We start from the raw sequence: 25812 nt of genomic DNA on the forward strand, positions 1-25812 counted from the left end.
GAAGTTTGATTTTTTCTATTCAAACCTTTCAAAGATCATCTCTCGCTTCGATTTCTTTTTTCCTCTGTGGACTCTGTGACCTCTGTGGTAAAAATCATTTCAAATGAATGCTCATGTTCGGTCCTGACGCCGGAATATCGTCTTCGAACCAGCGACTGGTGACGGTCTTGGTTTCGGTATAGAAACGCACCGCCTGTTTGCCGTAGGCATGCTGATCACCGTAGAAAGATCCTTTCCAGCCGGTGAAGCTGAAGAACGGCAGCGGCACCGGGATCGGTACATTGATACCCACCTGCCCTACTTCCACTTCGTGCTGATATTTACGCGCGGCAGCGCCACTGGCAGTGAAGATGGAAGTGCCGTTGCCATAAGGGCTGTTGTTTACCAGCTGCAATGCATCTTCCAAAGAATCCACGCTGACGCAGCACAATACCGGGCCGAAGATTTCTTCCTTGTAGATTGACATCTCTGGCGTTACATCCGTGAACAGCGTCGGGCCGACCCAGTTGCCATCCGGCAGGGCGTCCACGGTGCAGTCTGAGCCATCCAGTAAACAGGTTGCGCCCTCTTCCTTGCCCTGTTTGATCAGGGTCAGTACACGCTGTTTGGCTTGAGGGCTGATCTGCGGGCCGTAAGCCGCTTGCGGATCATTCCAGGCCCCCGGACGAATGTTGGCGAACTCTTCTTTCAGTTCATCAATCCACGCTTTCGAATCCCCCACAAACACTGCCACGCTGATGGCCATGCAACGCTGGCCGGCGGCACCGCAAGACGCACCTACCAGACTGTTGATGACTTGATCCTTATTGGCATCCGGCATGATCACCATGTGGTTCTTGGCACCGGCAAAACACTGGGCACGCTTCATGTGATCGGTGGCGGTGCGGTAAACGTGCTGGCCCACCGGCACGGAGCCTACGAACGACACCGCCTTGATATCCGGGTGCGTCAGCAGAGTGTCCACCTGCTCCTTGCCGCCGTGAACCAACTGCAGCACGCCCGGAGGCGCACCCGCTTCCAGGAACAGCTCCACCAGCCGGTTCGGGGTCATGGGGTCCTGCTCTGAGGGCTTGAGCACGAAGGTGTTGCCGGCAGCGATCGCCAACGGGAACATCCACAGGGGAATCATGGCCGGGAAGTTGAACGGGGTAATGCCGGCACACACGCCCAGCGGCTGAGTCCAGGAATGAGTGTCGATGCTGCGCGCCACGTTCTCGACGGTTTCACCCATCATCAGGGAAGCGATGTTGGCCGCCTGCTCCGCTACTTCAATACCGCGCCACACGTCGCCTTTGGCATCCTCAAAGGTCTTGCCGGTTTCCTGGCTGAGGATTTCAGCAATCTCTTCCTGGTGCTCTTTCAGCAGTGCCTGATAGCGCAACATCAAACGGGCCCGCTCTGACACCGGCACTTCCTTCCAGCTTTCAAACGCAGCCTTGGCAGAAGCAATGGCCTGTTCCATTTCAGCAGGCGTTGCCGCCGGCGCTTCGCAGAGGACCTCCTGCGTGGCGGGGTTAGTCACCGGAATCCACTGGTCGGTGGTACTGGCAACAAATTCACCATTAATCAGCAGGGGCAGGCGGCGGCTCATAGGGCTCTCCAGAACAGGTTACGAAGGTTCATTCTCGGTATGCCCATGTTGTAGCACAGGGTAGCGCACTGGCCGATAGCGTCTTTTGCCAATAATGGATTATATTGCTGCCTATGAATCACTCTCCGCCTCCCGCTCACGCCCCTGCTGAGCCCTCCAGCTGGCCTCTACCGGTTACCGGCCAGCGCACCATCATTCCGCCAGCGGTGCTGGACAGCATTGCTGATCATCCTCTTTGTGCGGGCTGCATGCCCCACGGTGTGGGCTTCTACCCCCAGGCCCGCGGTCACCGGATGATGCGAGACAACCCCGCTGATTATCTGCTCATCTACTGTGTCAGCGGGCGCGGAGAGCTTCGCGTTGACGGCCAGACTTATACCGTGACCGATGGCGATCTGGTGCTGCTTCCCACTGCCCTCGCCCACCGTTATCAGGCCGATAGTCGCGACCCCTGGAGCATTTACTGGGTGCATCTGGGTGGTCACGAGGTGCCGCGATTTTTTGACGAAATTGCCGGGCACGCCCGCGGTAGAACCGTGCGGGTCGGGGTGCATTCACGACTGGCAGAAGAATTTCAGGCACTGCTCGCCGCCGCCACCCGGGTGCAACCGGAACATCTGGTCTATGCGGCCAATCTATTACGAAGCCTGCTGGCCTTTGCGGCGCTGATGCGCCACCAGCATGACGTGCGCCATGCCACTCTGGATGTGAACCGGGTGAATGGTTACCTGCAGACCGCCCTGCATCGGCGCTTGTCGCTGGACGAGCTGGCGGAGGCCACCAGTGATCTGTCGCGTTATCACTTTATTCGTGAGTACAAACGCCAGACCGGACAAACCCCCATGCAGGCCTTCCAGCGTATCAAGGTCAGCCATGCCTGCTACCTGCTGGATATTTCCGATGACAGCGTGGTGCACATTGCTTTAACGCTGGGCTATGACGACCCCTATTATTTTTCCCGGTTGTTCAAGAAGGTGATGGGGGTGTCGCCGCAGCGGTATCGGCAGGAGCGGGGGCAGTAGGGCGAGCTGGAAGCGGGAGAAGTTTTGCGGTAACGGGTGTAGAAGTCTTGAAGCAGTTGAAAGTTTAAAGTTCAAAGTTGAAACACGGATCAGACCAGCGGGGTTTGCAATGCCCTGCCCGCGCTCACCGGTAAGGCGCGGGCACAGCAGCCCCAAACCGCAAAAACCCTCTCGCGCCTTTTCAACTTTGAACTTTAAACTTTCAACTAATTTCCGCCCGGTGCCCGCCTAATCCTGATCAGCCGGTGATTGATTCGTCATGCAGGCATAGGCTCCCACAGTGAATAACAAGGTGGGTTTTAGCGTGTTGCTTGATGCGTCTCTTAAACCGGTCGGCTTTGCCAGGTGAGGGTCATGACGTCGCGGTGAGTGTCGCACTGGAAGATGTGCGCGCAACCGTAGTGACCAAAACGGAATGGCAGGGTATCGACGGAATCCAGTTGCATCAGAAACGACATGGGTTCCTGGCAGCAGGGGCAGGTCGGGTAGGACACTTCCGCCGTCCAGTGCGGCCAGCCCATGAACTTGTCTCCGGGGCGCGGAGCCGGACGGTGGGCATGGAGGAGGGCAAGGGTACCATCGCGATCGTCATCATTGATGGCCGCTGTCTCCTTGCGATCCGGGTAATCGGCCAGGGGAATCCAGCCGGTAAGCGATTTCTCCGGGAGCGCATCGGGTAACCGTATTGGCAGGGCATCAAAGCCATTGGCCTGCTCACGGGGAATCACTCGCACCAGGGAAGCCTCCGAGAAGGGCAGGTGGGACTGACCCAGCACTTCACAGTCTTCATCGCCATTGGTGCAATAGAACACCTGCAAGACACCATCCCCGAACGGTGAGCGCATATTACGAGGTAGATCGCGGGATTCAATCTGGCAGAACAACTGCATCGGCTGGTGGCAATGGCCACAGCAGGGCCAGGATTCATCCGGTTTCAGTAACGGCAAGCCACCAAACTTGGACATGGCACCCGGCACCGCCGGACCCACCTGGGGACGCCAGGCGGGGCGAGAGAAGGAAGCCAGTCTCAGTTTGATTTCTTCGGGTAGCATCAGGTGTCCTCGTTTTTACGATTTCACCATGCCAGCAATACCTTCGCGTAACCTTCACAAACCGCTGCCAGGGCCGTTTTTATGACTGAGCGGCGTGCAAATTTTGTACTTGTGAACCAGTTCGCGCGGGCTCTGTGATTAAAGTTGCACTATGGTGCTGATGAAAATTTGGCCAGCTGCCACTGGCCAAATGCCTGCTGTGCCAGTTCCAGCTGTTCGATCAGGCGCTGGCGTTTGCTGGGCTCAAATCGGCGGCGGGCCAAGGCTTGCAAGGATTTCTGCAGGCCATTGCGATCGGCCCGTGACAACTCTTCCAGCCAGTGCCCATCGGCGTCGGTGACTACCAGCACGTCACGGCCCGCATGATTGCGCTGGCTGATCTGATACCAGTGCACCAGCGCCCGGCCCAACACCACATAACCGAACTGTGGGTCACGGAGCGGGCCGTAAATAGCTTCCCGAAACCCGCCGCTGAGCGGCCCCAGTTTTACCCGGGTGAGCTTGTCACTGTAGTAATAGCTACCCGCCGCCCCCAGCAAACCCCCAATCAGCGCCCCGGTACCCAGCGAATGCCCGAGGGTCACCGCATCGAGACCGGCACCTCCGACCGCGCCAGCCCCAAACCCCGCCGCTGCCAGCTGCCCTTTGCTGATTCCCCACAGCTGCCGGGTACGTTCGCCAAACAGATCATCACCGTCCGGCAAGGACAGATCCGATTCCTGCCGCTGCAGGCGGCGATGCTGGTAAAGGTCTTCCACGCTGTGGCGCAGGCGCTGTTCCCGCTCGCGCTGCCAGGCCTGCCAGCGTTGGCGCAGCTTGGGCTGCAGCGGCTCGGCAGGCTCGAACTCACCCAACCGTGCGGTTTCCTGATGACCCAGCATGTCGATCAGGGCATCCGCGATACGCTCCAGGGCCTGGTGATCCCGGCCAAACTTCATGGCCTGCAGGTATTCCAGGGCCGCATCGAGAGGTTCGCGCCAGTTAGGCGCAAGTTCGCCGAAACTACGCAACAATTCCAGATGTTTCTCGAATGGTGCCCGTACCGCATCAAAGCGACGGACAATCTGGAAATACTGGCCCAGGGCCGCTTCCCAATCGGCACTGTAGTCATCACTGCCAATCTGGTTGATCAGCGCCAGACTGGGTCGTCCAGTCCAGCGCAGGATATTCATTTCCGCCTCATGCTCGCGGTTGTAAGGCACCGAGCCATCCACCACGTAGATAATGCCGGCGCCATCGACAATCGGCCGCAGCAATTCGCACTCATCATGGTAGCGGGGATCGTCGTGATGCTGGGTGACAAAGGCCGCCACCGTTTCCGGCCGATCAGACGCCGACAGGCTATGACCCTGCAGCCAGGCCAGCACCTTGCGGGGACGCTGAAAACCGGGAGTGTCGATCAGCTCATAAAGCGTCACGTCATCCACTTTCATGGGGTAGCGATGGCTGTCCCGAGTGGTGCCAGGCTCCATGGCGATGGCAATGGAATCGTTCTGCGCCAGGGTTGCCACCACGCTGGATTTACCCTTGTTGGGATGACCCACCACGGCAAAGCGGGGCAGGGCGCCTTCGCTCTGCCGCTCATCATGGGGAGCTGTGTTGACAGTGTTATCCATGCTGTTCGTCACTACGTCAGGTATATCGCCACTGGCGGAGATTGGCCTTCGCCAATTTCCGCCCTACGCGGGGCCCGGAGCGCACAGCAGCAGGCTGGTATCCTGCTGACGCTCCACAAACCGCTGCCACTGTGCCAGCAAGCCGGGATCGGTGAGCGCTTCCCCCTGTTCATCCGCCAGCGGCACCAGTGCCAACAAGGTCCCTTTTGGCCACTGTTCGAGGGCATCGTGGACAAAATCGCTCAATTCACCGGTAGGCGGCTCCCAGCCTCTTGCCACCAGAATCACCGGCTGACGGCGCTCGCCAGCCTGAGTCAGGGTGGCAACATCATCTTCCAGACTGCTATTGCCCCCTGCCCGTAACTGCAAGGGAGATGGCTGGCGGCTCAGACGCTCCATCAGCTCGCGGCTTTCCTGCGCCGCACCCGCCCAGTGGATCACCGTGGCGCTCTCGGGTAACGGCGACAGACTCACCTCCACCTGCACCGGCTGGGCCGGAGCTTCCTCCTCGCCCCGGGTTTCCACCCAGGGGGCGTCAAAACGATATAACAACGCCGGGTAGCCCGGGTGCCGGCGCAGCGCGGCATTGGCCTGCCAGCGCACCTGCAAGGTGGCCAGCAGTAACAACACCAACCGCGGCAACAACACATAGGTCAGCCATGCCATCAACAAAAAAGGCCACCAAGTGCCCAGCAATGCCGGATCGCTGACCGCACTGTCACTCAACCGGTAATACTGGGAGGCCGCTACCAGTTCGGCGCTGGGTACCGCGTCGGGCCAGAGCGATTGCCAGGGCAGAGCAAGCAGACTCACCAGCCTGTGCACACTCTCCGAGGAAGCCTGCAAGGTTGTACTCCAGCCAAAGGCCAGATCCTGCACCACCACCATGGCCAGCAGTGTCAGCAGCCCGCTGATGGCAAATAGCAGCCCCCCGGTATGGGCAATACGGGCAGACAGGGCAGGGCGCAGGGATTGCAGCGGATGGGTATCGTCACTCAGCCCTGCCAGCACACTGCCCCAGGGCTGCCATCCCAGCCATGCCTGCAAGCTGGTCAGCAACGCCAGCACTAACTGCATGGCTATCAACACCAACAGCACCAGCAGATTAATCTGCCGACTGCCGTCATACACCAGCAGGCCAGCCATAAAGGCCGCACCGAGCACCGCGCCCAGCACCGCAAACAACCAGCGCGCCTGACGCCAGCGACGCAGCCGGGGATCACGGCCAGTGTTCTGGCGCTGATCATTCAACGCATGTAGATGGGCCAGCCACAGTGGCACCGTCAGTGGCTGACGGTGCGCCTGTTGATGCTGGGCAAAACGGCGGTCACGGCGGTGCAGAAACGCCTGACTCTGCTGACTGTCACGGCGGTACTGGTCATCAAAATCCAGTAACCGGGTCAGGGATTGCGTCAACGCAGCACTCGCTTATTCGGTGGCGGCTTCCGGTGCAGCTGCTGGCGCAGGCAAGGCCTCTTTCTTCGGCGAGGTGTACATCACACCCTCTTGGGCACAGGCCGAACAGGCATTACCAAATTCACCCAGAATGCCGCCCTCTTCTGCGTAACCAAACACCGGACGGTAATCCTGGGTGCACATCTCCGGTGGATCTTCCGGGCAACTCTCGGTATCTTCCGGCAGCCCCATGGGATAGTCGGTATCGTACTTGTAGGTGCAACCCGCAAACATCAGTACCAGTGCTGGCAAGGCCAGGTACGCAGCTTTCATCCGGTTTTCTCCTGAAAGAATCAATTCTTGTCCTGCTGCAAGCATACCTACGCATCACGTATCACGCATCTGGCATTGTGGCGCCAGGACTCAATGCTAAAATCCGCTGTTCATGCACTGCTTACACAACAACAGCAGCGAGGCCTCCATGTCCGCAACCCAGCCCATCGACTGGCGTACCCTGCCCGCCGCCATCTGGCGTGGCCGCACCGGCACCTTGCGACCGGTACCACATCCCGATCCAGTCCGGCTGGAAGACCTGCTCGGTATCGACACCCAAAAACAGAAAATTATCCAGAACACGGAACGTTTTCTTTCCGGGCAGCCCTGCAACCATGTCCTGCTCTGGGGCAGTCGCGGCACAGGCAAGTCCTCCATCGTGAAAGCTCTGTTGAATCGGTATGCCAGCAAAGGGTTACGTGTTATCGAAGTCGACAAGGACGATTTGCATGATCTTCCCGAGATTGTTGATGACATTCGTGATCGTGCCCAACGCTTTATTATTTACTGTGACGATCTGTCTTTCGAAGATGGCGAAAATCAGTACAAGCATCTGAAAAGCGTGCTGGAGGGTTCTCTGGAATTACCGCCGGAGAATGTTCGCATCTACGCCACCAGCAACCGCCGTCATCTGCTGCCTGAGTACATGAAAGACAACGCCCAGTCACAGGTTGTTGATGGAGAACTTCACCATGGCGATGCGGTGGAAGAAAAAATCTCCCTGGCCGATCGTTTTGGCCTTGGGCTCAGCTTTTATCCGATCAGCGAACCACAGTATTTCGATATCGTGGATCACCTTTTTGGCGAGGTAAAAGACCGCGAGCACCTGCACATCCGGGCTCGCCGTTTTTCCATTGAAAAAGGCGTGCGATCCGGGCGTACAGCACGGCAGTTTTATAATCAGTTTGTCGGGGAGTTTTAAGAGCAACTGCGAGCTTTGAGCTACCACTTTGTAGGAGCCCAGCTTGTCTGGGCGAAGATGCGTTTCGAGTTACGAGTAGCGAGTTTCGAAAGGCAAACCTTCAGGCTTGCGATGTCCGGTTTTCGCAACTCGAAACTCGTTACTCGCTTCTGGCATTTACTTGCCCGGGCAACCGGGGATCCTTCAAAACGAGGTTTTCCCCGAAGCGATCAGCGGGTAGCTAGTAGCTGCTTCGCCGTCGCATCACAGATGGCATTCACCGCCCTCCGTGCTGCCGGAATAACGCCACCCATGGTCAGAAAGCCATGGGTCAGTTGCGGAAAATCAAGGCTGGCAACGTCCACGCCCGCTTCTCGCAATTTCTCTCCGTATTCCAGACCTTCATCACGCAACGGATCAGTCGCTGTGATCAGAATAGCTGGCGGTTGGCCGGCAAGATCCGGGTTACGCAAAGGCGACACCCGGTAATCCTCCATCAGGGCAGGATCAGGGATAAAGTGGCTACGGAACCAGGTAAGCAGCGGCAGATCCAGACCAAAGCCCTGGCCGAGACTCTGTACGGAGGGGTGCTGCAGAGCCCCGTCAGTGGTGGGATAGATCAATACCTGCAGGGCCGGCAGAGACAACCCCGCCAGCTTGGCCTGTTGGGACACCACCGCACTAAGGTTGCCGCCAGCGCTGTCACCCATCACTGCCAACCGTGCGGGATCAAGCCCCAGTGCTGCGGTGTTATCCAACAACCAGCGCCACACAGCCAGACAATCATTGGCAGGGGTAGGCGAGGGATGCTCCGGTGCCAGCCGATAATCCACACTTAACACCACAGCATTGGTGCGCGTGGCAATGTAGCGGCACAGCCGGTCGTATTCCTCTACCCCACCCACAGTAAAGCCACCGCCATGGAAGAACAGAATGGCCGGAGCCTGTCGAGGGGCATGATCTGGACGATAACGACGCACCAGCACCGTGGTGTCACCCTCAACCGGCACCTGATGGTCTACCACCACCGGCAGCGGCTGCTCTGCCACATCCAGCAAGGCAATCATGTCACGATACAGTTGGCGCGCCTGGGGCACCGAAACGCTGTTAAGGGTAGGCTTGGCACCACTCAGCGCCAGCAAAAAACGAACGTGCGGATCAAGGTGATCACGGCCCAGCGTTTCCACGCCGGCTGCCAGGCGAGTCAGCACCGGTCGCGGCAGCAACATGAGGGATTTCAGCGCAGCGCGCTCCAGGGCAACAGGGGTCATCAGGGCTCCTCGGGTGGCGATCTCTCAGTGGTTCCGCCACCAGCCCATCACTCAGAGACAGGCCGGATACAGAACCTGCGCGAGTGTATCAGAAATACCACTCAAGGCCGCCCTCAACGCCAGTAACAGTGATGTAGTCCTTGTCCACATACTGCATGTACTGCAGGCTCAGGCCGATGTTGTAGCGGGTGCGCAGCCCCAGCGCTGCGCCAAAGGCCAGGCTGGTGTCGTCATTGCGGCGGGTATCGCTGTCGCACACGGTATTGCAACGACGTCGAACCACCGTTTTCACTTTTACATCAGCCACGCCGGCGAACCCCTGAACGAACAGACTGTCCAGATGCTGCTTCAACACCGGAGCATCCAGGGACCACTTGCCCGTGGCCAGCAGCGCGCCGACATGATCCACGGTGTAATCCACCTTGTTGCGGCTGGTATCAGAGCGGAAGGTATCCCCGGACGGGGCCGCCGCGAGACGCAACTCCACCCCCCAGTTTTCATCCACCATCCCGCCCAGGCGCAAACCCAGGCCCGTGGGCGTCAGCTCACGATTATCGTAATCCAGATTAAGGTGCATGAGGTTGGCGGCAGCGTAGCCGTAACGGGAATCCTGAAAATGGGCCACGCCGGCTTTCCTGTCTTCGGTCTGATCGGTGTCCTGCGCCCAGAGGGAGGAACTGAACAGCAATCCGATTAGCATCCAGTAACGCATGGAAGGTCGTCCTTTTTGTTATTCTTGGAGTCACGGCTGCCTGTTATACCATCGCCAGCAGGCAGAGTCTTTGCCCTGCCGCCGAATCAGGAAATCATTCATGTCTGTCTACACCCCGCTCGACGCCGCACAGATGACCCAGGTACTGGCAGCCTTCGGTTATACGCTGGTGGATTATCGTGGCGCCAGCCATGGCATCGAGAACAGCACCTTCCTGATCGAGGCCCGTGACGATCGGGAAAAGCCCTTGGCGCTGGTGCTAACGGTATTTGAAAGTCTGAGCAGCGAGGCCCTGCAGCCCTATCTTCACCTGCTTGCCCAGCTAGCCAACGATCCATTGCTCCCCGTTCCCGGCCCGCTCAGCGACGCTCAGGGGCGCTGGCAGATTACCGTGGCAGGCAAGCCTGCGGTGCTGATGCCGCGCCTTCCCGGCGAGCATGACTTTGCCGTCGACGAGACCCGCTGTGGCCAGGTGGGAGAACTGCTTGCCAGACTACATCGATGCTCTCCCGCATCCCTGCTGCCGCTGCCCAACGAGCGCCAACGACTTGAGACTCTTGCCGCACAGCTTGGCAAGCTGCCACAGGATCAGCAATCTCCCGCCCGTGCCCTGCTGGATGCCTGGCAGGCCAGCCCTACCGGCCAAACCCTGATTCATGGCGACCTGTTCCGTGACAATCTGCTCTGGCAGGAAGGCCGAATCAGCGCCTTGCTGGATTTCTACAACGCCTGTCTGGATGACGCAGAATACGATCTGGCGGTGACCATGAACGACTGGTGTGTAGACCGTACGGGCAAACCCCTGCCTGAGCGTGAGCAGGCCCTGCTGGAGGCTTACCAGCGCAATGGCGGCGCTTATGACAGAAACCGTTTGCAGCAGGCATTAGCGGTAGCCGCCCTGCGCTTCTGGTTGTCACGTCTGGCCGGGCCAGTGGCAGAACACAGCGAAGGGCAGGGCAGCAAGGACCCGAAGGAGTTCGCAAGGATTTACGGGTGGCGGATCAGGGACATCTGATTTCATGCCGGATGCCTGACGCAAATCCGGGCCAGGTTTTACTGTAAGAGCCCAGCTTGTCTTGGCGAGGTAATCAGTTTCGAGTTGCGAGTAACGAGTTTCGAAAGGCAAAACCCCAAACCTTGTTCCTTTCCACAGGTTTCAGGTTTTCGAAACTCGGTACTCGCTTCTGGGATCCTTACCTCGCCAAGGCTCGGATCGCCTGCAGGCAGGCTCCTACAGTGGGCTACAATGAGGGTCTTGCGTCGGGTGTCCGACGCTCATCAAGCACTACCCGCCAGAATCATGTGATTGAGGTGCGCCAGGTATTCCTGTTCCTGCCAAAGCCAGGGGTAGTCCGGGCAGGCCAGGGAGCTGGGGGTCAGAGCCTCCACGCCCTGGGTCAGGGCGTTCACCACCATCATTTCATGCAGGTCCGCCCAACCGGTGGGCAACTTGCGCAGATGGCGGGGCTGATTGACGAACCCTTCGCTGAGTACCGGATGCAAGCGCCGCAGGCGAGTGAACGCCATACGCCGGTTCAACTGATCTTCCAGACGCCGCTGCCAGTGATTTCCGGCCGCATCCAGCAGCACCTGCTTGACCGGCCCCGCCAGCTTGCCGAACAGCCCTGACATGGGCATGGTCTCGCCGCTGGCGAAGCGATAGCGCGGGTCATCGTCCAGCCACAGACTGAAATCCAGAAAATCCAGCTCACTGGTATCCAGCTGCCGCATCCGCTCACTCAGGGCCACGGTGGTGCTTAGCCCCACTGGCACTGTCGGAAACAAGGCATGCAGCGCTCGGGGAACTTCAATCAGGTAATCATCCAGACGCCGATTGGCCTGCTCAGACCAGTGGTTGGGTAACGGACGATCCGGGGAGCGCTGAAAGACCCGCCGTGCTACCCCATGGGCCGCCGGCAACGCGGGGAACTGGTAGCAGAAATCGAGGCCAGCCACATCGTCCAGATAACCCCAGTCAGACACCAGAGACAGGGTGTCGCTCCACACCGACACAAAATCTTCAGGGCGACGCACAAACGAACGCCGCGCCCGGCTGTCGTTGATAAAGCGGCTGCTGAACCACACCTTCATGCCCCGCTCATGGGTGGACTTCATCAGCTGATGCAAGGCATGACGGATCTTCACTTCTACCGCACGCCCACCCGGCGGCATGAGCTCACAACGATCCAGATGGATACCGTTTTCCGGCGTCGCGATCAGATGGGGGCAGGGATCCAGCCGCAGGGCATTGAACCCACGGAGCTGGGTGTCGTCGAGAACCCGTTCCAACGAGGCAAAGGCACCGTCGCGCAGGTCGCGGTGCAGTAGCCAGGATAAATCCCAGCGAGCTATTGCCAGGGGTTGGGGCATATCGGTCTCGTCTCCGGTCAAGCGCACCAGCATACCCGTTTCCGAACCTGCCTCAATGGCTCTGGCTGCTCTTATCGGTGAAATGACCCACCTTGACACTTCAGCGGCACAGACAATTCCCCTACACCGTCTCTCGGGCTATGATCAGAGGCATGAACAAATCCATGATTCCACTGATCATTGCGACCCTGCTAACTTCGGGCAACGCGCTGTCTGCAGAGCAACTGCCAGACACCGCGCCACCCGACGAGCAGGCCCCCCAGAGCCGTGAAAAAGGGCCCTCCGAGGCACTGGACAGTCACGAGCTGGAAGCGCTTTACCTGCAATCGCCAGTGGAACTGGATACCACCGACGAAAACCAGGGCTTGAACGCCGTCAGTTCGGAATCGCGCTATCTGGAAAATGAGCAGCAGGAATTGCTGCAACGCCAGCGTGACACGGTACAAATCATCCGGACACCGGAAGAAACCCCGCCACCGACGCCACCCACCCTGATGCCTATCCGGGATCTTTAGCAACGAGTTTCGAGTTTCGAGTTTCGAGTTTCGAAAAGCGAAAACCCTGCCCTGGGTCTGGCATAGCGCTGCTCGCTTAATACCGATGTTTCTGTGGGGGGGCTTGCACGCGGATTAAGCACCCTGAAATAAGGCACATCGCGGCGGAACCGCCGCTCCCACAAAAAACAGTACCCACACCGCGAACGCCTCCCTGTGGGAGCGGGCGTTCGACCGCGAAAAGGCTGATGCCGTCGCATCGCGACAGAAGCCATATTCGCTGCGTTTAGTGAATGGCAATGCAGTGCAGGCCGGTTTTTTGAACCTCGATACTCACTTACACTTAATTCGCGCCTTTCAGACAGCGCTCAAATCCTGCGCCCAGATAATCGAGCCAGTCCAGATAATTCAGTGTCGGCTGATCCCGGCCCAGGGGGTCGAGGGCTTCCACGCGACAATCGGCGCACAGTCGTTTTAGCATGGCTTCCCTCGCCTCTGGCTCGCGGATCATGCACTGCACATCACGTTCACGAATCTCTGCCGCCAGTACCACAAACCGCCGGCTACCCGGCCCCGCGTCCAGCTGCTGGCTCACCACGACTGGCTCAGCCAACCCCAGCGCATCAGTGAAATAACCCCAGGGATGGTGATACGTCAGCCAGGGGCGTTGCGCCAACACAGCAAGGCGTGAACGCCACTGCGACTGAATCTCAACCGCTCGGGCCTGCCAGGCCTCGGGCTGCTGGCTCTCCAGCCCTTCCGGCAAGGCCGTTACCACTGCCCGGGATAGCAGAATCATGTTGTCCACTGACAGCCACAGGTGGGGATCCAGGTAAGCTCCGTTCTGTGCGTGGGCTCCGCCATGATCGTGATGCTCGTGACCGTCATGGTCATGATGCGTCCCGCTCTCGCGACGCTCCACCCCCGGCACATCCAGCAATGCCACCGAGCGCTTGTCACGACGCGCCACCAGAGGTGACAGAGGGGCTTCTACCTCAGCGCCCAGCCACACCATCAAATCGGCCTGCTGCACCAGCAACGCCTGACGCGGCGACAACGCCAGCTGATGGGGGTTCTGGTTGGCCTGCAGCAGGGTGACCACTTCCACCTGAGGGCCATACAAACTACGCACCACCTTCGCCAGCGGCTCCACACTGGCCACGATGGTCTGGCTCCAGGCGGGCGAGCAAAGCATTAGCAGGGTTGTCAGCCAGAAACGGCGCATAGCGGCCTCACAGAACGATTCATGGTTGCCGGGCACAGATGGGCGAGTTTCGAGTCACGGGTTTCGAAGATCCAAAACAACGGTTGCCTGAACCAGGGGAGGTTCTTCGCTTTTCGAAACTCGTCATTCGCTTCTCGTTTCTGCTTCAGTGCAGGCGAAAGGCGGGCAGTATATCATTGCGCCTTTGTTATTCGGACGCCTTCTCATGTCGGACCCGCTTGTTCAGGTTGAGTCAGTCTCGGTCACCCTCGGTGGCACCTCGGTGCTGTCCGACGTCAGCCTGACGCTCGCGCCGGGACGCATCACCACCCTGATCGGCCCCAATGGTGCGGGAAAAAGCACCCTGGCGCGGGTGGTGCTGGGACTGGTGAAGACGGACAACGGTTCCGTGAAACGCCGCAAAGGGCTGCGCATCGGCTACATGCCCCAGCAAATCAAGGTGGATGACAGCCTGCCACTCACCGTGGACCGCTTTCTGTGGCTGGCGGCACCTGGCCCCACCTCTGCCCGTCGTGCTGCCCTGGAGCGCGCAGGCGTCGCCCAGTTGCGACGACGTGCAGTCCAGCAATTGTCCGGTGGCGAGATGCAGCGGGTGCTGCTGGCCCGCGCCCTGCTGCGTAAACCTGATCTGCTGGTGCTGGATGAGCCCGCTCAGGGAGTGGATGTAGCCGGCCAGAATGCCCTGTACGGCCTGCTCAAGGATGTTCGCGATGAACTGGGCTGCGCCATTCTGCTGATCTCCCATGATCTGCATCTGGTGATGGCCGCCACCGACGAGGTGATCTGCTTGCAGCGCCATGTGTGCTGCTCCGGCAACCCGGAAACCGTCAGCCGCGACCCGGCCTACCACGAACTGTTTGGTCCGGCTGCCGGCACCCCCAATCTGGCGTTGTATACCCATGATCATGACCACGACCATGATCTGCACGGCAACGCCCATCACCACGACCATGAAGGCCCCTGCAACCATGATTGAATTGCTGCTACCGCCGTTGCTGGCTGGCCTCGCCGTTGCCCTGGTCTCCGGTCCCATGGGCGCTTTTGTGGTGTGGCGGCGCATGGCGTTCTTCGGTGACACCCTGGCCCATGGTGCGCTACTTGGCGCGGCACTGGGGCTGGCCCTGGAGGTTAACCTGTACCTGGCAGTGGTGGCCGTCTGCCTGGGCCTGGCCGCTGCCCTGACCGCCCTGCAGCACCAGCGGCAACTGGCGGGAGACACCCTGCTGGGCATTGTTGCGCATACCACGCTAGCCCTGGGTGTGATTGCCATCAGCCTGCAAACCGGCATTCAGGTGGATTTGTTCGCCTACCTGTTCGGTGATCTGCTGGCGGTAGGCTGGAACGATGTCATCGGCCTGTGGGGCGGGGCGGTAGTGATTCTGGTGCTGATGCTGTGGCAATGGCGTGCGCTGTTGAGCATTACCGTTAGTGAAGAGCTGGCCCAGGTGGAAGGCGTGGCGGTGCAGCGCACCCGCCTGTTGCTCATGCTGTTGCTGGCGCTGCTGATTGCCGGTGCCATTCGCACCGTGGGAGTGCTGCTGATCACCTCCCTGCTGGTGATCCCCGCCGCCAGCGCCCGACGACTGACGCACACCCCCGCGCAAATGGCACTGGTGGCCAGCTTGCTGGGCATCCTGTCTGTGCTGGTCGGCCTGGCGGTAAGCTGGTTTGCCAATACCCCGGTAGGCCCGTCCATCGTGGTAGCGGCCAGCGGGTTGTTTGTGCTGACGTTGTTGAGAAAGCCCTCCTGACGCCGCTTTTAATTTGTAGGAGCACCGCTTGAGGTGCGAAAAAACAGGTTCGAGTCGCGAGTAACGAGTTTCGAAAACCTCAACCCCGTATCCTCCCCCGAATGGCAAGGTTTAGATTTGGGGTTTTGCCTTTCGAAACTCATTACTCGTTACTCGCTGGTGTTCCTAAAGCGGCTTCGTAGAGAGGATTTCCCCGGAGTGTGAATGAGCCTGACCCTTAACCAACGCATCTGGATGCTGGCCTGGCCGCTGTTGCTGTCGAACCTGACCGCACCGCTGCTGGGGCTGGTGGATACGGCGGTGGTCGGGCATCTGGATCACCCGCGCTATCTGGCCGCCGTGGCGCTGGGTGGCAATTTCTTCATGTTCCTCTACTTCTCTTTCAACTTCCTGCGCATGGGCACCACCGGCTTTGCCTCGCAGGCGAGAGGCGGTGAGCGGGATACCCGTGTGGTACTGCTTCGCGGCCTGCTGCTTTCCATGGTTCTTGGGCTGGTACTGGTAGCACTCTCACCGCTACTGCGGGAAACCGGGCTCTGGTTGCTGGGCGGCAGTGACGAGGTCCAGGCGCTGGCGAAGGACTATATCAACATCCGTATTCTCGGCGCCCCGGCAGCGCTGGCCAATTTCGCCCTGATCGGTTTTGCCATCGGCACCCACAACACCCGGGTTCCGCTGAAAATGACCGTACTGATGCACAGCAGCAATGCGCTACTGGATGTGCTGCTGGTGCAGGTATGGCACTGGGATGTGCGCGGGGTCGCTACTGCCAGTGCCTGCGCCGAATACATTGGCCTGGCCGGAGGTCTGTTCTGGCTACGCCATGCGTTGCGTCCACCACGGCAGCGGGAGCCTGTCTGGCAACTGCCAGCGATTATTGCCCTGATGAGCGTCAATCGGGATATTTTTATTCGCAGTCTGGCGCTGCTCAGTACCTTCTTTTTCTTCACCGCCCAAGGGGCCCGCCTTGGTGATGCCGTACTGGCCGCCAATGCGGTTTTGATTACCTTTTTGCTGATACTCAGCAACCTGCTTGATGGTTTTGCCAATGCGGCAGAAGCCCTGGTAGGGGAGGCCCGCGGTCGCAATGATCAGCGCAGCCTGCAGCAGGCCATCGCCGCCACCGGGCGCTGGACGCTGGGTTGCGCCGCCCTCGGCATTACTCTGTTCGCGCTGGGAGGTGCGCCACTGATCGGTCTGCTCACTGACCTGCCGACCATTCGTGACACCGCCACCCACTATCTGCCGTGGGTTTTGCTGCTGCCGATAACGGCCAGCGCCGGCTTCTGGCTGGATGGCATCTTCGTCGGTGCCACCTGGGGCTCCGCCATGCGCAACACCATGCTGCTCTCGGTTGGGATATTTTTTCTGCTCTGGGCACTGACCCGAGGTTTGGATAACCACGGACTCTGGCTGACCATGAACGGTTTTATGGCAGCGCGGGGGATGTGCATGGGGTGGGTGTTGTGGCGGCGACTGTCCAGGCCAGACACAACACGCCTGTCTCCGTAGGGCTTGCCTGCACGAGTTTCGAGTTTCGAAGAGCAAAACCCGGCCCGCCCGTAAGCGAAAGGTTTTTCCTTAATCTTTTGTCTTTCGAAACTCGTACCTCGTCACTCGATTCTGGAATCCTTACCTCGCCACGGCTCGGATCGCTTGCAGGCAAGCTCCCACAGCAGCTATCGGCAAGAGGGGAAGGGCTAGTATTCGGTGTCCTGGCATCCAGCATGCTATCAATGCTTTGCCAATCCGTTCTTCTTGATCGTTTTTTCCTGATACATGCGCTGATCTGCATTCTTCAGTAATGTCTCTGCCTTTTCATAATGCTCAGGGCCGGTTTGCACCACACCAAGGCTGAGACTCACATTCGGCAAACGCTCCGCCAGCAGGCTTTTGATCCGCTGACAATACGTACTGACCGCCTGCGCCTCAGTGCTGTTTGCCAACACCACACAGAACTCATCGCCACCATAACGAACACAGGTATCTTCACCTCGGGCGGCTTCCATCAACACCTTGCCCAACTCGCACAGAACCTGATCGCCATAGGCATGACCGCGCTCATCGTTGAGATCCTTGAAGTCATCCACATCCACAAAAATCAGCGATACCGGCTCTTCACGCCGCTGGGCGGCTTTCAGGGTGCGTTGCAGGGCTTCATGCAAAAAGCGGCGAGTGGTGAGGCCAGTGAGAGAATCCGTGCGCAGCTCTCCGGTGCGCATGGCCACGGTTTCTTCCAGGGCACGGGCATACTGCTCGGTGCGGTTTTTCACCGCCTCTATCTCCGAGACCATGCTCTGGATATAGGTTTCGAAGACCAGGGTCACATCGAAGTAGATCAGCTTGTCCAGTGCCTTGACCACTCGCTGCCATTTCTCAGGCTCAGGCACCAGATCGGTCAGATTTTCCTCCAGCAAACGCCGCAACAGATACACCGCAGACAAATAGTATTTCGGTTCAACACCGATGCGCTTGTGCACCAGACCGATACGCAGCCGGTTGTTGGCGTATTCCAGATCATAAATACCGGTAAACAAATCAAGGATATAGCGACGCTGGGCGGATTGAAGGCGGTCGAGGGTATCTGCATCGCCGATCAGGGCAGCGATTTCCGGATTGCTGGTTTGAATGCCATAAAAGGTGTCGACGATGGTATCCAGACGCTGCTCCACCAGCGCACTGCACTCCAGCAACAATTCAGCATCTTCGTTACTTAAGTCCAGTAACCGCTTGCGGACACGAATTTCCGCGTCGGTAACACGCAGCTGTTCCAGCAAGGTTTTCATTATTGGCATGTCGGCTTCCCTCGCCCCCACAGGCCTTCCAGGCCCAATAACGATGATGCTCTTTCATAATACGCCGCCAGCAAATGAACACGATAGCCCGAAAGTACGCATATCCGGCCAGAGATACCGCTCAGAGAAAAGAGTGACGTGAATCACATTTTTCCCCTGCGTGAAATTGCTTCAACACGAGGAAAACAAGAGAGGGAGGAGGGAGGGGAAACAGTGACAAGCTGCAGACGTCAACGCGGTCATGCTGCGCGCCCTGGAACTTGTCACTGGGAACGTGCCGTCTAGCGCTTCAGGCCACCGTCCTGGTCCAGCTGGCTGATCACACTGCGTGCATATCCTGCCGCGCCCGCATCCAGACTGTAGGGGTTCATACTGCGAGACTGCGCCTGCCATACCGGCTTCTGGTTAGCCACGCTGTAAAGCTGAGTCTGCAGGTAATAATCGGTGGCGTTCTGGTAGTACCCAGGCTGATAGACCGCACTGTAGCTGTAGCCCACATAGGGGCCGTACCCCAGATACAATGGCGCGGACGTCATCGGCAGGTAATCCACCTGCGGGGGGACATATTCGTCCCGCTCTTCCACCTTGAGCAGGCTGACCACCATGACGCCATCTGCACCACTTTCCTTCACCGCCGCTTCCACATGGGCACGATACTGCTCCGCTTTCTGGTCTTCTCCGCCCAGACTGTCAGAGGCGAGCGTGGCTTTGACATTACGCTTGGCCAGACTCTTGCTCACTTCCTTTTCTACTACCGCCGAGGTAACGGAGGATTCTGCCAGCACAATCACGAACAGGTGCTCAAAAACCGGGCGGGGTTCGCCGGTTTTGGTCTGCCAGGTGGAATGGGTTTCCGTCGTCGTAGCGCAGGCCGCCAGCGCTAGGGCCGCAAAGATAACAAGGGCACGTTGAACCAACTGCATGGAAAGTCCTTTGGTATACAAGGGAATGTATGCTGACAGGGTAAGACGTTTTACGCACAGAGGCCACAGAGAAAAAGCGTCCGCGTCATGGGGGATATCAGTGGTCGCAACAGAAACGCATGCCTGGTCGCTATTGCCAGGTGGAGGGGAGCGAGTAACGAGTTTCGGGTTGCGAAAACCTGCTGCAGGAACGGTTTTGCCTTTCGAAACTCGCTTCTCGTATCTCGAGACGGGTTATTTTTTGCCGCCCGGCATGATGAATTTCATTAGCGTCATGAACCACATCAGCTGGCCAGGATCGCCTTCAATCTTGATATCGCCGGCCTGCATTCCTTCCATGAACGCCATCTGGTTCTTGCCTGCTTTCTTCAGGGTGGTGAAGGCATAGTCGCCATCCTTGAAGTTCAGCGTCACGGTCGGAGCTTCATGCAAGCCACCTTTGGCGACCACCTTGCCTGGGGTGAACTGAAACCAGCGCGCCGGCTTGCCCGGAAAGGTGCGCCACTGCATCACCACATTGCGGTTTTCCAGCTGCGCGCGGAAACCTTCGTTACGCCATGCCAACCAGCGCAAACGCCAGCCGAGGATCAGCAGAACCAGAGCAAATTTCATGGAAAGTCCTTATTCAGAGTGACAAGTTCCAAGTTGCAAGATACAACGCGAGGCGACCCCTCGTATCCTCAAGGCCGTGCCAGCGTCTCAATGTCATGGACGCGGCAACGAAACAGGAATCAGGCTAACCGCTACCCTGCGCCTTGTAACTTTCAACTTTCAACTTGCAACTGCTTTATGGCATTACCGCCGGCAGTTCCTTGTTGAGCTTCATTTTCTCTTTCACCGCATCGCCGGTGAGTGCATAGCCCAGCAGGTTACCATCCTTACCACGGAACAGCGCCTGCACGTTGCTGCCTTCCGCTTCGATTTCCCACTCACCCTCAGCACCGTGGGCCGCCGGGCAGACCACCACCGGACAGGCCGGGGTTTTGATCGTCACCGGCATTACGCCGTAGCTCACTTCGGTGGTTTCACCCGCCAGTGTCTTGGCCAGGGCACGGGCGGACGCCATCAACGGCAGCACGTAAGGGAGTACATGGCCCTCCACTTCCGCGCAGTCACCCAGTGCGTAGACATCTTCCGCGCTGGTGCGCAGGGTCTTGTCGGTGATGATGCCACGGTTGGTCTCCAGACCTGCTTCCTGGGCCATGCTGATGCGCGGACGCAAACCAATCGCGGACAACACCACGTCAGAGGTAATTTCGCTGCCATCGGACAACTCGGTGACCAGGGCATCACCTTCACCGTGCTGCACAGCCTTGGCCAGCGGGCCAAAGCAAAATTTCACTCCCAGGTCTGCCAGGCCTTGGCCAACGGCCTCGGACGCCGCTTCCGGCAATAACAGCGGCAGGCAACGGCCCATGGGCTCGACCAGCGTCACCTCGAAACCACCGTTGGAAAGGTCGTTGGCAAACTCACAGCCAATCAAGCCACCACCCAAGATGGTCACCGTCTTCTTGCCTTCCAGAGCGGCACGGAATTTGGCGTAGTCCATCAGGTCATTAACGGAGAACACCTTGCCCACCGCATCGCCTTCCAGCGGCGGAGTCCAGGTATCTGCACCCAGCGCCAGTACCAGCTTGCTGTAATCCAGATGCGCATCCGGCAGCAATACGCGCTTGGCCGCCGTGTCGATACCCGCCACATGAATACCGGTACGCACTTCCACATTGAACTGCTCCGCGACTTTTTCCGGAGTCGCCATGCACAGATCATCAGCGGTCTTTTCCTTGGTAAAGCCGGCAGAGAGCATGGGCTTGGAGTAGTTACGTCCGTCGTCAGCGGTGAGCATGACGACAGGCGTTTCCTTGTCCAGCTTGCGGAATTCCTTGACGGTGTTGAAACCGGCCAGGCCGGTGCCGATGATGACTACTGGGTTCATGGGTGATCCTTTACGGTGCGATGGATGGGCAGGATGTGTGAGCCAGGCCTGTGTGCAATTCTCAGGCGCCGATGGGGGCCCCGCGTCCACTGCGGGGCAGACTCCGGTTGGTCAGGTCCGAAATCAGATTTCCACCATTTCGAAGTCTTCCTTGCCGACGCCGCAATCCGGGCAAACCCAGTCTTCCGGCACGTCGTCCCAGGCCGTACCTGCAGCAATGCCTTCTTCCGGCAGACCTTCGGCTTCGTCATAAATGAAACCACACACTACACATTCCCACTTCTTCATGGTGAACCTCATCGATTAAAAGTAAGCGCCCACTTACAAGCGGCACATACAGGGTGTTTCTCGGGGGTGCCTAACCTATCGGTGCCAGCCCTAAAAATCAATGACACTGGGCGCTGTCATGCTCCGTCTCAGCGGCGTCTGGCCTGCCTTCAACTTGCCCTGAGAGCCCCCATGGGCCATAGTCCTGCCGCCTGAGCCTGGCCGATTTGTAGAGACATTCATGCTGCCTGCCCCCCTGCATCCTGACAGCCACTGGCGTCCGCTGGAACAGCTGGTGATGCCTGAGCAGATCCGTGACTGGATGGCGGACCCAGATTCCCTGACCCTGCGCCTCAAGCGCCATGGTCAGTTTCGCGTGGTTCCCGGTTTCCACGCCATGGCGGTTCCCACCCTGGCGGAGCGACAACTGCTGGGACTACCCGTCCGGCAGGCGGCACTGGTACGCGAAGTCACCCTGCTGCTGGATAACACCCCGGTAGTGGCGGCACGCAGCATTCTACCCGTTACCAGCCTGTGCGGCGCGAACCGCTCGCTGGGACATATGGGCAGCCGCTCGCTGGGCCTGGAACTCTACAAACGCCCGCTCTGCCAGCGTGACCAGGTATGGACCCGCATCGCCTCCCCCGGCCATGGCCATCCTCTGTGCTGGGGCCGGCAGTCACGTTTTATCAAGCGCGGCGCACCATTATTGGTGGCGGAGTATTTTTTGCCGGCGTTGTGGGAGAAAGTGGGCGCGCCTCAGACGCTCCACCTGTAGGGGCATCACTTTAGGTGCGAACCGGTGATAGCGAGTCACGCGTTTCGAGTTGCGAAAGGCAACACCCCGACAATCAGGGCAAGGTTTTGATTTTCGAAACTCGCTTCCCGCAACTCGATACTGTCTCCTTGCAACTTGCATCCTGTCACTTGAAACTTATCCCCGCCCTGACAACCGGATGTCCCATGTTTGCCTTCGTTGAACACCGCTATCCTGCCCTGTGGCCCTATATCCAGCTCATGCGTCTTGATCGGCCCATCGGCACCCTGCTGCTGCTGTGGCCAACATTGTGGGCGGTGTGGATTGCCGGCAACGGCACCCCCAGCCTGAAGACCATCGTGATTTTCTTTCTTGGGGTGGTGATCATGCGAGCTGCCGGCTGCGTGATTAATGATTTTGCCGACCGTGACGTTGATGGGGGTGTCGAGCGCACCAAGGGGCGGCCGCTGGCCACCGGTGTCATCAGCAGCAAGAAGGCCCTGGCATTGTTTGCCGGACTCGGACTGATGGCTTTTGTGCTGGTGCTGTTTCTGAATGAGCTGACGTTCTGGCTGTCTTTCGGCGGCCTGGGCTTGGCGGTGCTGTATCCTTTCACCAAGCGTTTCACCTTCATGCCCCAGCTGTTTCTGGGAGCCGCCTTTAGCTGGGCCATCCCCATGGCCTTTGCAGCAGAAACCGGCGGCGTTCCAGAAATTGCCTGGCTGCTGTACGTGGCCAATCTGGTATGGACGGTGGCCTACGACACCCAGTACGCCATGTGCGACCGGGAAGATGACCTGAAGATGGGTATCAAGAGCACCGCCATTCTGTTTGGCGATGCAGACCGCCTGATGATCGGCATCCTCCAGGGGCTCACCTTGCTGGCACTGATCATGGTGGGCCAGCGGCTGGAATTCACCTGGCCCTGGTACGCAGGCATCGCGGCCATGTCTGTGACCTTTATCTATCAGCACACCCTGATCCGCTACCGCGAGCGCTGGCCCAGCTTCCACGCCTTCCTGAACAATCACTGGAGCGGGGCGTGCGTGTTTGTGGGGTTGTATTTCCAGTACTTCTAGGAACCGAGTGGCGAGTAAACGTGTTTCGAAAGGCAAAACCCTGGATCGCGAGGGCTTGGGGTTTCGACACTCGAGACTCGCTTCTCGTTACTTTCCTTCTCTTGCATTTCCCCCAAATCCGGCCCAACTTGTCATACGCATGTCATAAAAGAGCAATCTAATGGGTCACCATACCTAGAACGACAGGCGAAGGAAGGAAGCCATGTCCCGTAACCGTATTTTGATTGTTGATGACGAGCCAGCTATCCGTGAGATGGTGGCCGTAGCACTGGAACTTGCCGATTTTGACGTGCTGGAAGCAGAGAACGCCCAGCGCGGCCACGAGATCATCGTGGACGAGCGCCCGGACCTGGTACTGCTGGACTGGATGCTGCCGTCGGTGACCGGTATCGAACTGGCCCGCCGCCTCAAGCGCGACGACACCACCAACGAAATCCCCATCATCATGCTCACTGCCAAGAGCGAAGAGGACAACAAGGTGCAAGGCCTGGATGTGGGTGCGGACGACTACATCACCAAGCCGTTTTCCACCCGTGAGCTGATCTCTCGCATCAAGGCGGTGCTGCGCCGTGCCTCCAGCGCCGCGGCCGAGAAAGCGATCGAAGTAGAAGGGCTGTGTCTGGACCCGGTGTCTCACCGCATCAGCGCCAACGACGAGCCTGTGGACATGGGCCCTACGGAATATCGGCTGCTGGAATTTTTCATGAGCCACCAGGAACGGGCCTACTCCCGCACCCAGCTACTGGATCAGGTGTGGGGCGCCAACGTCTACGTGGAAGACCGGACCATCGATGTGCATATCCGTCGTCTGCGCAAGGCACTTGCACCATTTGGATTTGATCGTTTTATCCAGACCGTTCGCGGCACCGGGTATCGTTTTTCGGTCAAGGCAGCCAAGGCCTCCTGAGCCGGAAAATGTGATAGGGTGCAGCTTGTTCGCCGTACCCCGAAGATTCCCGACAAGGGCAGCACGACAACATGAAAGCCAGTCTGGCCAAAGAAGTTAACCGCATTGTCGGCCTTGTCACCCTGGCCGCCCTTGCCGCCCTTGCCGTCGGCCATATCTGGCCGCTGCTGGTGGGGCTGATCGGTTATATTTTCTGGAGCACCCGCCAGCTGTTTGCCCTGTATAGCTGGCTGGTGCGCGATGACCATACCGAACCACCGGACAGCATCGGCTTGTGGGGTGAGTTCTACACCCGTCTTGAACATCTCTTCCAGAAAGAGCGCCGTGCCCAGGAAACACTGCAAGGCATTATTCATCGTGCCCAGCAATCGGTAAATGCACTGGAAGACGTGGTAATCCTGATTGACCAGCACGGCTATCTGGAATACTGGAACCGCGCCGCCGAACGTTACATGGGTTTCAATGCAGCCCAGGATCTCGGACAGCCCCTGACCAATCTGATCCGTCATCCCCGCTTTACCGATTACCTGCACGAAGGTGATTTCCGCGAAGCACTGGAAATTCCTTCACCGGTGGATGACAACCGTATTCTGCAATTTCGTGTGACGGAGTTCGGTGTTGGCGAGCAGCTGCTGATGGCACGGGATGTCACGCGCCTTCATCACCTTGAACAAATGCGCAAAGACTTTGTGGCTAACGTCAGCCATGAGTTGAAGACGCCACTCACTGTTCTGAAGGGATATCTGGAAACCCTGCTCGACACCGTTCCCGATGAACAATCACGATTGCGCCGGGCGCTTTCCCAGATGGAGAGCCAGTCCAATCGCATGGAAGCCCTGGTAACGGACTTACTGCTGTTATCGCGGCTGGAGAATACTGACGCCGACAACGACCGCCAGGCGGTGGCCGTGCATGGCATGCTCAACCGAATGCGCGAAAATGCCCAGGCCATCAGTACCGACAAACAGCACACGATTGAACTGGATGTACCGGAAGGGGCTCGCCTGGTTGCCAATCCCGCCGAGCTGGAAAGCGCTTTCGGCAACCTGATCACCAACGCCGTGAAATACACCCCGGATAACGGCCTCATTCGTATTCATTGGTGGCAAGATGACAAGGGAGCACATCTCTCTGTCACGGACAACGGCCTGGGCATCGATCCCGCTCATATTCCCCGACTGACAGAACGCTTCTACCGCCCCGATAACAGCCGTGTCACCCAAACCGGCGGTACCGGCCTGGGTCTGGCCATCGTAAAACATGTCATGATCCGTCATGGCGGCAGGCTGGAGATCAAGAGCCAGCTGGGACAAGGCAGCACCTTCACCTGCCACTTCCCGCCGGAAAGACTGGTCAACAAGCCCACTGCCGTAGCGGGATAAATCCCGTCTGCAGATGCGTCTCTCCTGCGAGCG

The 25812-nt window shown here is 58.7% G+C and carries 25 protein-coding genes; 11 read left to right on the plus strand and 14 right to left on the minus strand.

What is annotated here, in order from left to right; all coding sequences use genetic code 11:
• Window positions 1–94: 94 nt before the first annotated feature.
• A complete protein-coding gene (locus Y5S_RS14820; protein ID WP_035234051.1) occupies window positions 95–1591 on the minus strand; it encodes a CoA-acylating methylmalonate-semialdehyde dehydrogenase in 1497 nt (498 codons plus the stop codon).
• Between the two features lie 113 nt (window positions 1592–1704).
• On the opposite strand from Y5S_RS14820, the gene Y5S_RS14825 reads away from it, so the two are divergent.
• A complete protein-coding gene (locus tag Y5S_RS14825) occupies window positions 1705–2613 on the plus strand; it encodes an AraC family transcriptional regulator (protein ID WP_035234052.1) in 909 nt (302 codons plus the stop codon).
• Window positions 2614–2936: 323 nt separating this feature from the next.
• Here the strand turns inward: Y5S_RS14825 and Y5S_RS14830 are convergent, their stop codons facing one another.
• From Y5S_RS14830 to Y5S_RS19225, 4 genes are all read right to left on the minus strand, one after another.
• On the minus strand, window positions 2937–3665 hold the full coding sequence (locus Y5S_RS14830; protein ID WP_035234053.1) for a DUF1963 domain-containing protein: 729 nt from the start codon (window positions 3663–3665) through the stop codon (window positions 2937–2939).
• Window positions 3666–3814: 149 nt separating this feature from the next.
• On the minus strand, window positions 3815–5281 hold the full coding sequence (locus Y5S_RS14835) for a GTPase/DUF3482 domain-containing protein (protein WP_052041635.1): 1467 nt from the start codon (window positions 5279–5281) through the stop codon (window positions 3815–3817).
• Between the two features lie 63 nt (window positions 5282–5344).
• Window positions 5345–6697 (minus strand): DUF2868 domain-containing protein, encoded by a 1353-nt coding sequence (locus Y5S_RS14840; RefSeq protein ID WP_035234056.1) that lies wholly within the window; start codon window positions 6695–6697, stop codon window positions 5345–5347.
• 12 nt (window positions 6698–6709) lie between these two features.
• Window positions 6710–7009 (minus strand): hypothetical protein, encoded by a 300-nt coding sequence (locus tag Y5S_RS19225; RefSeq protein WP_052041636.1) that lies wholly within the window; start codon window positions 7007–7009, stop codon window positions 6710–6712.
• 148 nt (window positions 7010–7157) lie between these two features.
• Between Y5S_RS19225 and Y5S_RS14850 the strand changes: the two genes are divergently transcribed.
• Window positions 7158–7931 (plus strand): ATP-binding protein, encoded by a 774-nt coding sequence (locus Y5S_RS14850; protein ID WP_035234187.1) that lies wholly within the window; start codon window positions 7158–7160, stop codon window positions 7929–7931.
• Window positions 7932–8140: 209 nt separating this feature from the next.
• Here Y5S_RS14850 and Y5S_RS14855 read toward each other — a convergent pair whose 3' ends face one another.
• Complete coding sequence (locus tag Y5S_RS14855; protein WP_052041637.1) at window positions 8141–9181, minus strand: alpha/beta hydrolase; 1041 nt, start codon at window positions 9179–9181, stop codon at window positions 8141–8143.
• Between the two features lie 88 nt (window positions 9182–9269).
• Complete coding sequence (locus tag Y5S_RS14860) at window positions 9270–9893, minus strand: outer membrane beta-barrel protein (RefSeq protein ID WP_035234057.1); 624 nt, start codon at window positions 9891–9893, stop codon at window positions 9270–9272.
• A gap of 100 nt (window positions 9894–9993) precedes the next feature.
• Here Y5S_RS14860 and Y5S_RS14865 point away from each other — a divergent pair, with 100 nt between their 5' ends.
• A complete protein-coding gene (locus Y5S_RS14865; RefSeq protein ID WP_035234061.1) occupies window positions 9994–10908 on the plus strand; it encodes a homoserine kinase in 915 nt (304 codons plus the stop codon).
• 263 nt (window positions 10909–11171) lie between these two features.
• Here the strand turns inward: Y5S_RS14865 and Y5S_RS14870 are convergent, their stop codons facing one another.
• Window positions 11172–12296, minus strand: a complete 1125-nt coding sequence (locus Y5S_RS14870) for a cellulase-like family protein (RefSeq protein ID WP_052041638.1) — start codon at window positions 12294–12296, stop codon at window positions 11172–11174.
• Between the two features lie 119 nt (window positions 12297–12415).
• Between Y5S_RS14870 and Y5S_RS14875 the strand changes: the two genes are divergently transcribed.
• Complete coding sequence (locus tag Y5S_RS14875; protein WP_035234062.1) at window positions 12416–12778, plus strand: hypothetical protein; 363 nt, start codon at window positions 12416–12418, stop codon at window positions 12776–12778.
• Between the two features lie 322 nt (window positions 12779–13100).
• Here Y5S_RS14875 and Y5S_RS14880 read toward each other — a convergent pair whose 3' ends face one another.
• A complete protein-coding gene (locus Y5S_RS14880; RefSeq protein ID WP_035234063.1) occupies window positions 13101–13982 on the minus strand; it encodes a metal ABC transporter substrate-binding protein in 882 nt (293 codons plus the stop codon).
• A 205-nt stretch (window positions 13983–14187) separates the two neighbouring features.
• On the opposite strand from Y5S_RS14880, the gene znuC reads away from it, so the two are divergent.
• The 3 genes from znuC (at window position 14188) to Y5S_RS14895 (ending at window position 17245) form a co-directional block, all read left to right on the plus strand.
• Window positions 14188–14958, plus strand: a complete 771-nt coding sequence (znuC, locus tag Y5S_RS14885) for a zinc ABC transporter ATP-binding protein ZnuC (RefSeq protein ID WP_035234064.1) — start codon at window positions 14188–14190, stop codon at window positions 14956–14958.
• Window positions 14951–15733, plus strand: coding sequence for a zinc ABC transporter permease subunit ZnuB (gene znuB, locus Y5S_RS14890; protein ID WP_035234067.1), 783 nt, complete (start codon window positions 14951–14953; stop codon window positions 15731–15733). The genes znuC and znuB overlap by 8 nt, the downstream gene beginning before the upstream one ends.
• A gap of 204 nt (window positions 15734–15937) precedes the next feature.
• A complete protein-coding gene (locus Y5S_RS14895) occupies window positions 15938–17245 on the plus strand; it encodes an MATE family efflux transporter (RefSeq protein WP_035234069.1) in 1308 nt (435 codons plus the stop codon).
• A gap of 221 nt (window positions 17246–17466) precedes the next feature.
• Here the strand turns inward: Y5S_RS14895 and Y5S_RS14900 are convergent, their stop codons facing one another.
• The 5 genes from Y5S_RS14900 to rd all read right to left on the minus strand — a co-directional run bounded on the left by Y5S_RS14900 (window position 17467) and on the right by rd (window position 21675).
• Window positions 17467–18528, minus strand: a complete 1062-nt coding sequence (locus Y5S_RS14900; RefSeq protein WP_035234070.1) for a GGDEF domain-containing protein — start codon at window positions 18526–18528, stop codon at window positions 17467–17469.
• Window positions 18529–18809: 281 nt separating this feature from the next.
• Window positions 18810–19451 (minus strand): hypothetical protein, encoded by a 642-nt coding sequence (locus Y5S_RS14905; protein WP_035234071.1) that lies wholly within the window; start codon window positions 19449–19451, stop codon window positions 18810–18812.
• 234 nt (window positions 19452–19685) lie between these two features.
• On the minus strand, window positions 19686–20063 hold the full coding sequence (locus Y5S_RS14910) for a hypothetical protein (RefSeq protein WP_035234074.1): 378 nt from the start codon (window positions 20061–20063) through the stop codon (window positions 19686–19688).
• Between the two features lie 175 nt (window positions 20064–20238).
• On the minus strand, window positions 20239–21387 hold the full coding sequence (locus tag Y5S_RS14915) for an NAD(P)/FAD-dependent oxidoreductase (protein WP_035234076.1): 1149 nt from the start codon (window positions 21385–21387) through the stop codon (window positions 20239–20241).
• 123 nt (window positions 21388–21510) lie between these two features.
• Window positions 21511–21675, minus strand: a complete 165-nt coding sequence (gene rd / locus Y5S_RS14920) for a rubredoxin (RefSeq protein WP_035234079.1) — start codon at window positions 21673–21675, stop codon at window positions 21511–21513.
• Between the two features lie 220 nt (window positions 21676–21895).
• Here rd and Y5S_RS14925 point away from each other — a divergent pair, with 220 nt between their 5' ends.
• From Y5S_RS14925 to phoR, 4 genes are all read left to right on the plus strand, one after another.
• Window positions 21896–22432, plus strand: coding sequence for a chorismate--pyruvate lyase family protein (locus tag Y5S_RS14925; RefSeq protein WP_035234081.1), 537 nt, complete (start codon window positions 21896–21898; stop codon window positions 22430–22432).
• 185 nt (window positions 22433–22617) lie between these two features.
• Entirely contained in the window at window positions 22618–23490 is an 873-nt protein-coding gene (gene ubiA, locus Y5S_RS14930) for a 4-hydroxybenzoate octaprenyltransferase (RefSeq protein ID WP_035234082.1), read from the plus strand.
• A gap of 202 nt (window positions 23491–23692) precedes the next feature.
• Window positions 23693–24397, plus strand: coding sequence for a phosphate regulon transcriptional regulator PhoB (phoB, locus tag Y5S_RS14935; RefSeq protein ID WP_035234084.1), 705 nt, complete (start codon window positions 23693–23695; stop codon window positions 24395–24397).
• A 71-nt stretch (window positions 24398–24468) separates the two neighbouring features.
• Complete coding sequence (gene phoR, locus Y5S_RS14940; RefSeq protein ID WP_035234087.1) at window positions 24469–25779, plus strand: phosphate regulon sensor histidine kinase PhoR; 1311 nt, start codon at window positions 24469–24471, stop codon at window positions 25777–25779.
• Window positions 25780–25812: the final 33 nt, after the last annotated feature.

It is taken from the genome of Alcanivorax nanhaiticus (assembly GCF_000756665.1).
Lineage (GTDB): Bacteria > Pseudomonadota > Gammaproteobacteria > Pseudomonadales > Alcanivoracaceae > Alcanivorax > Alcanivorax nanhaiticus.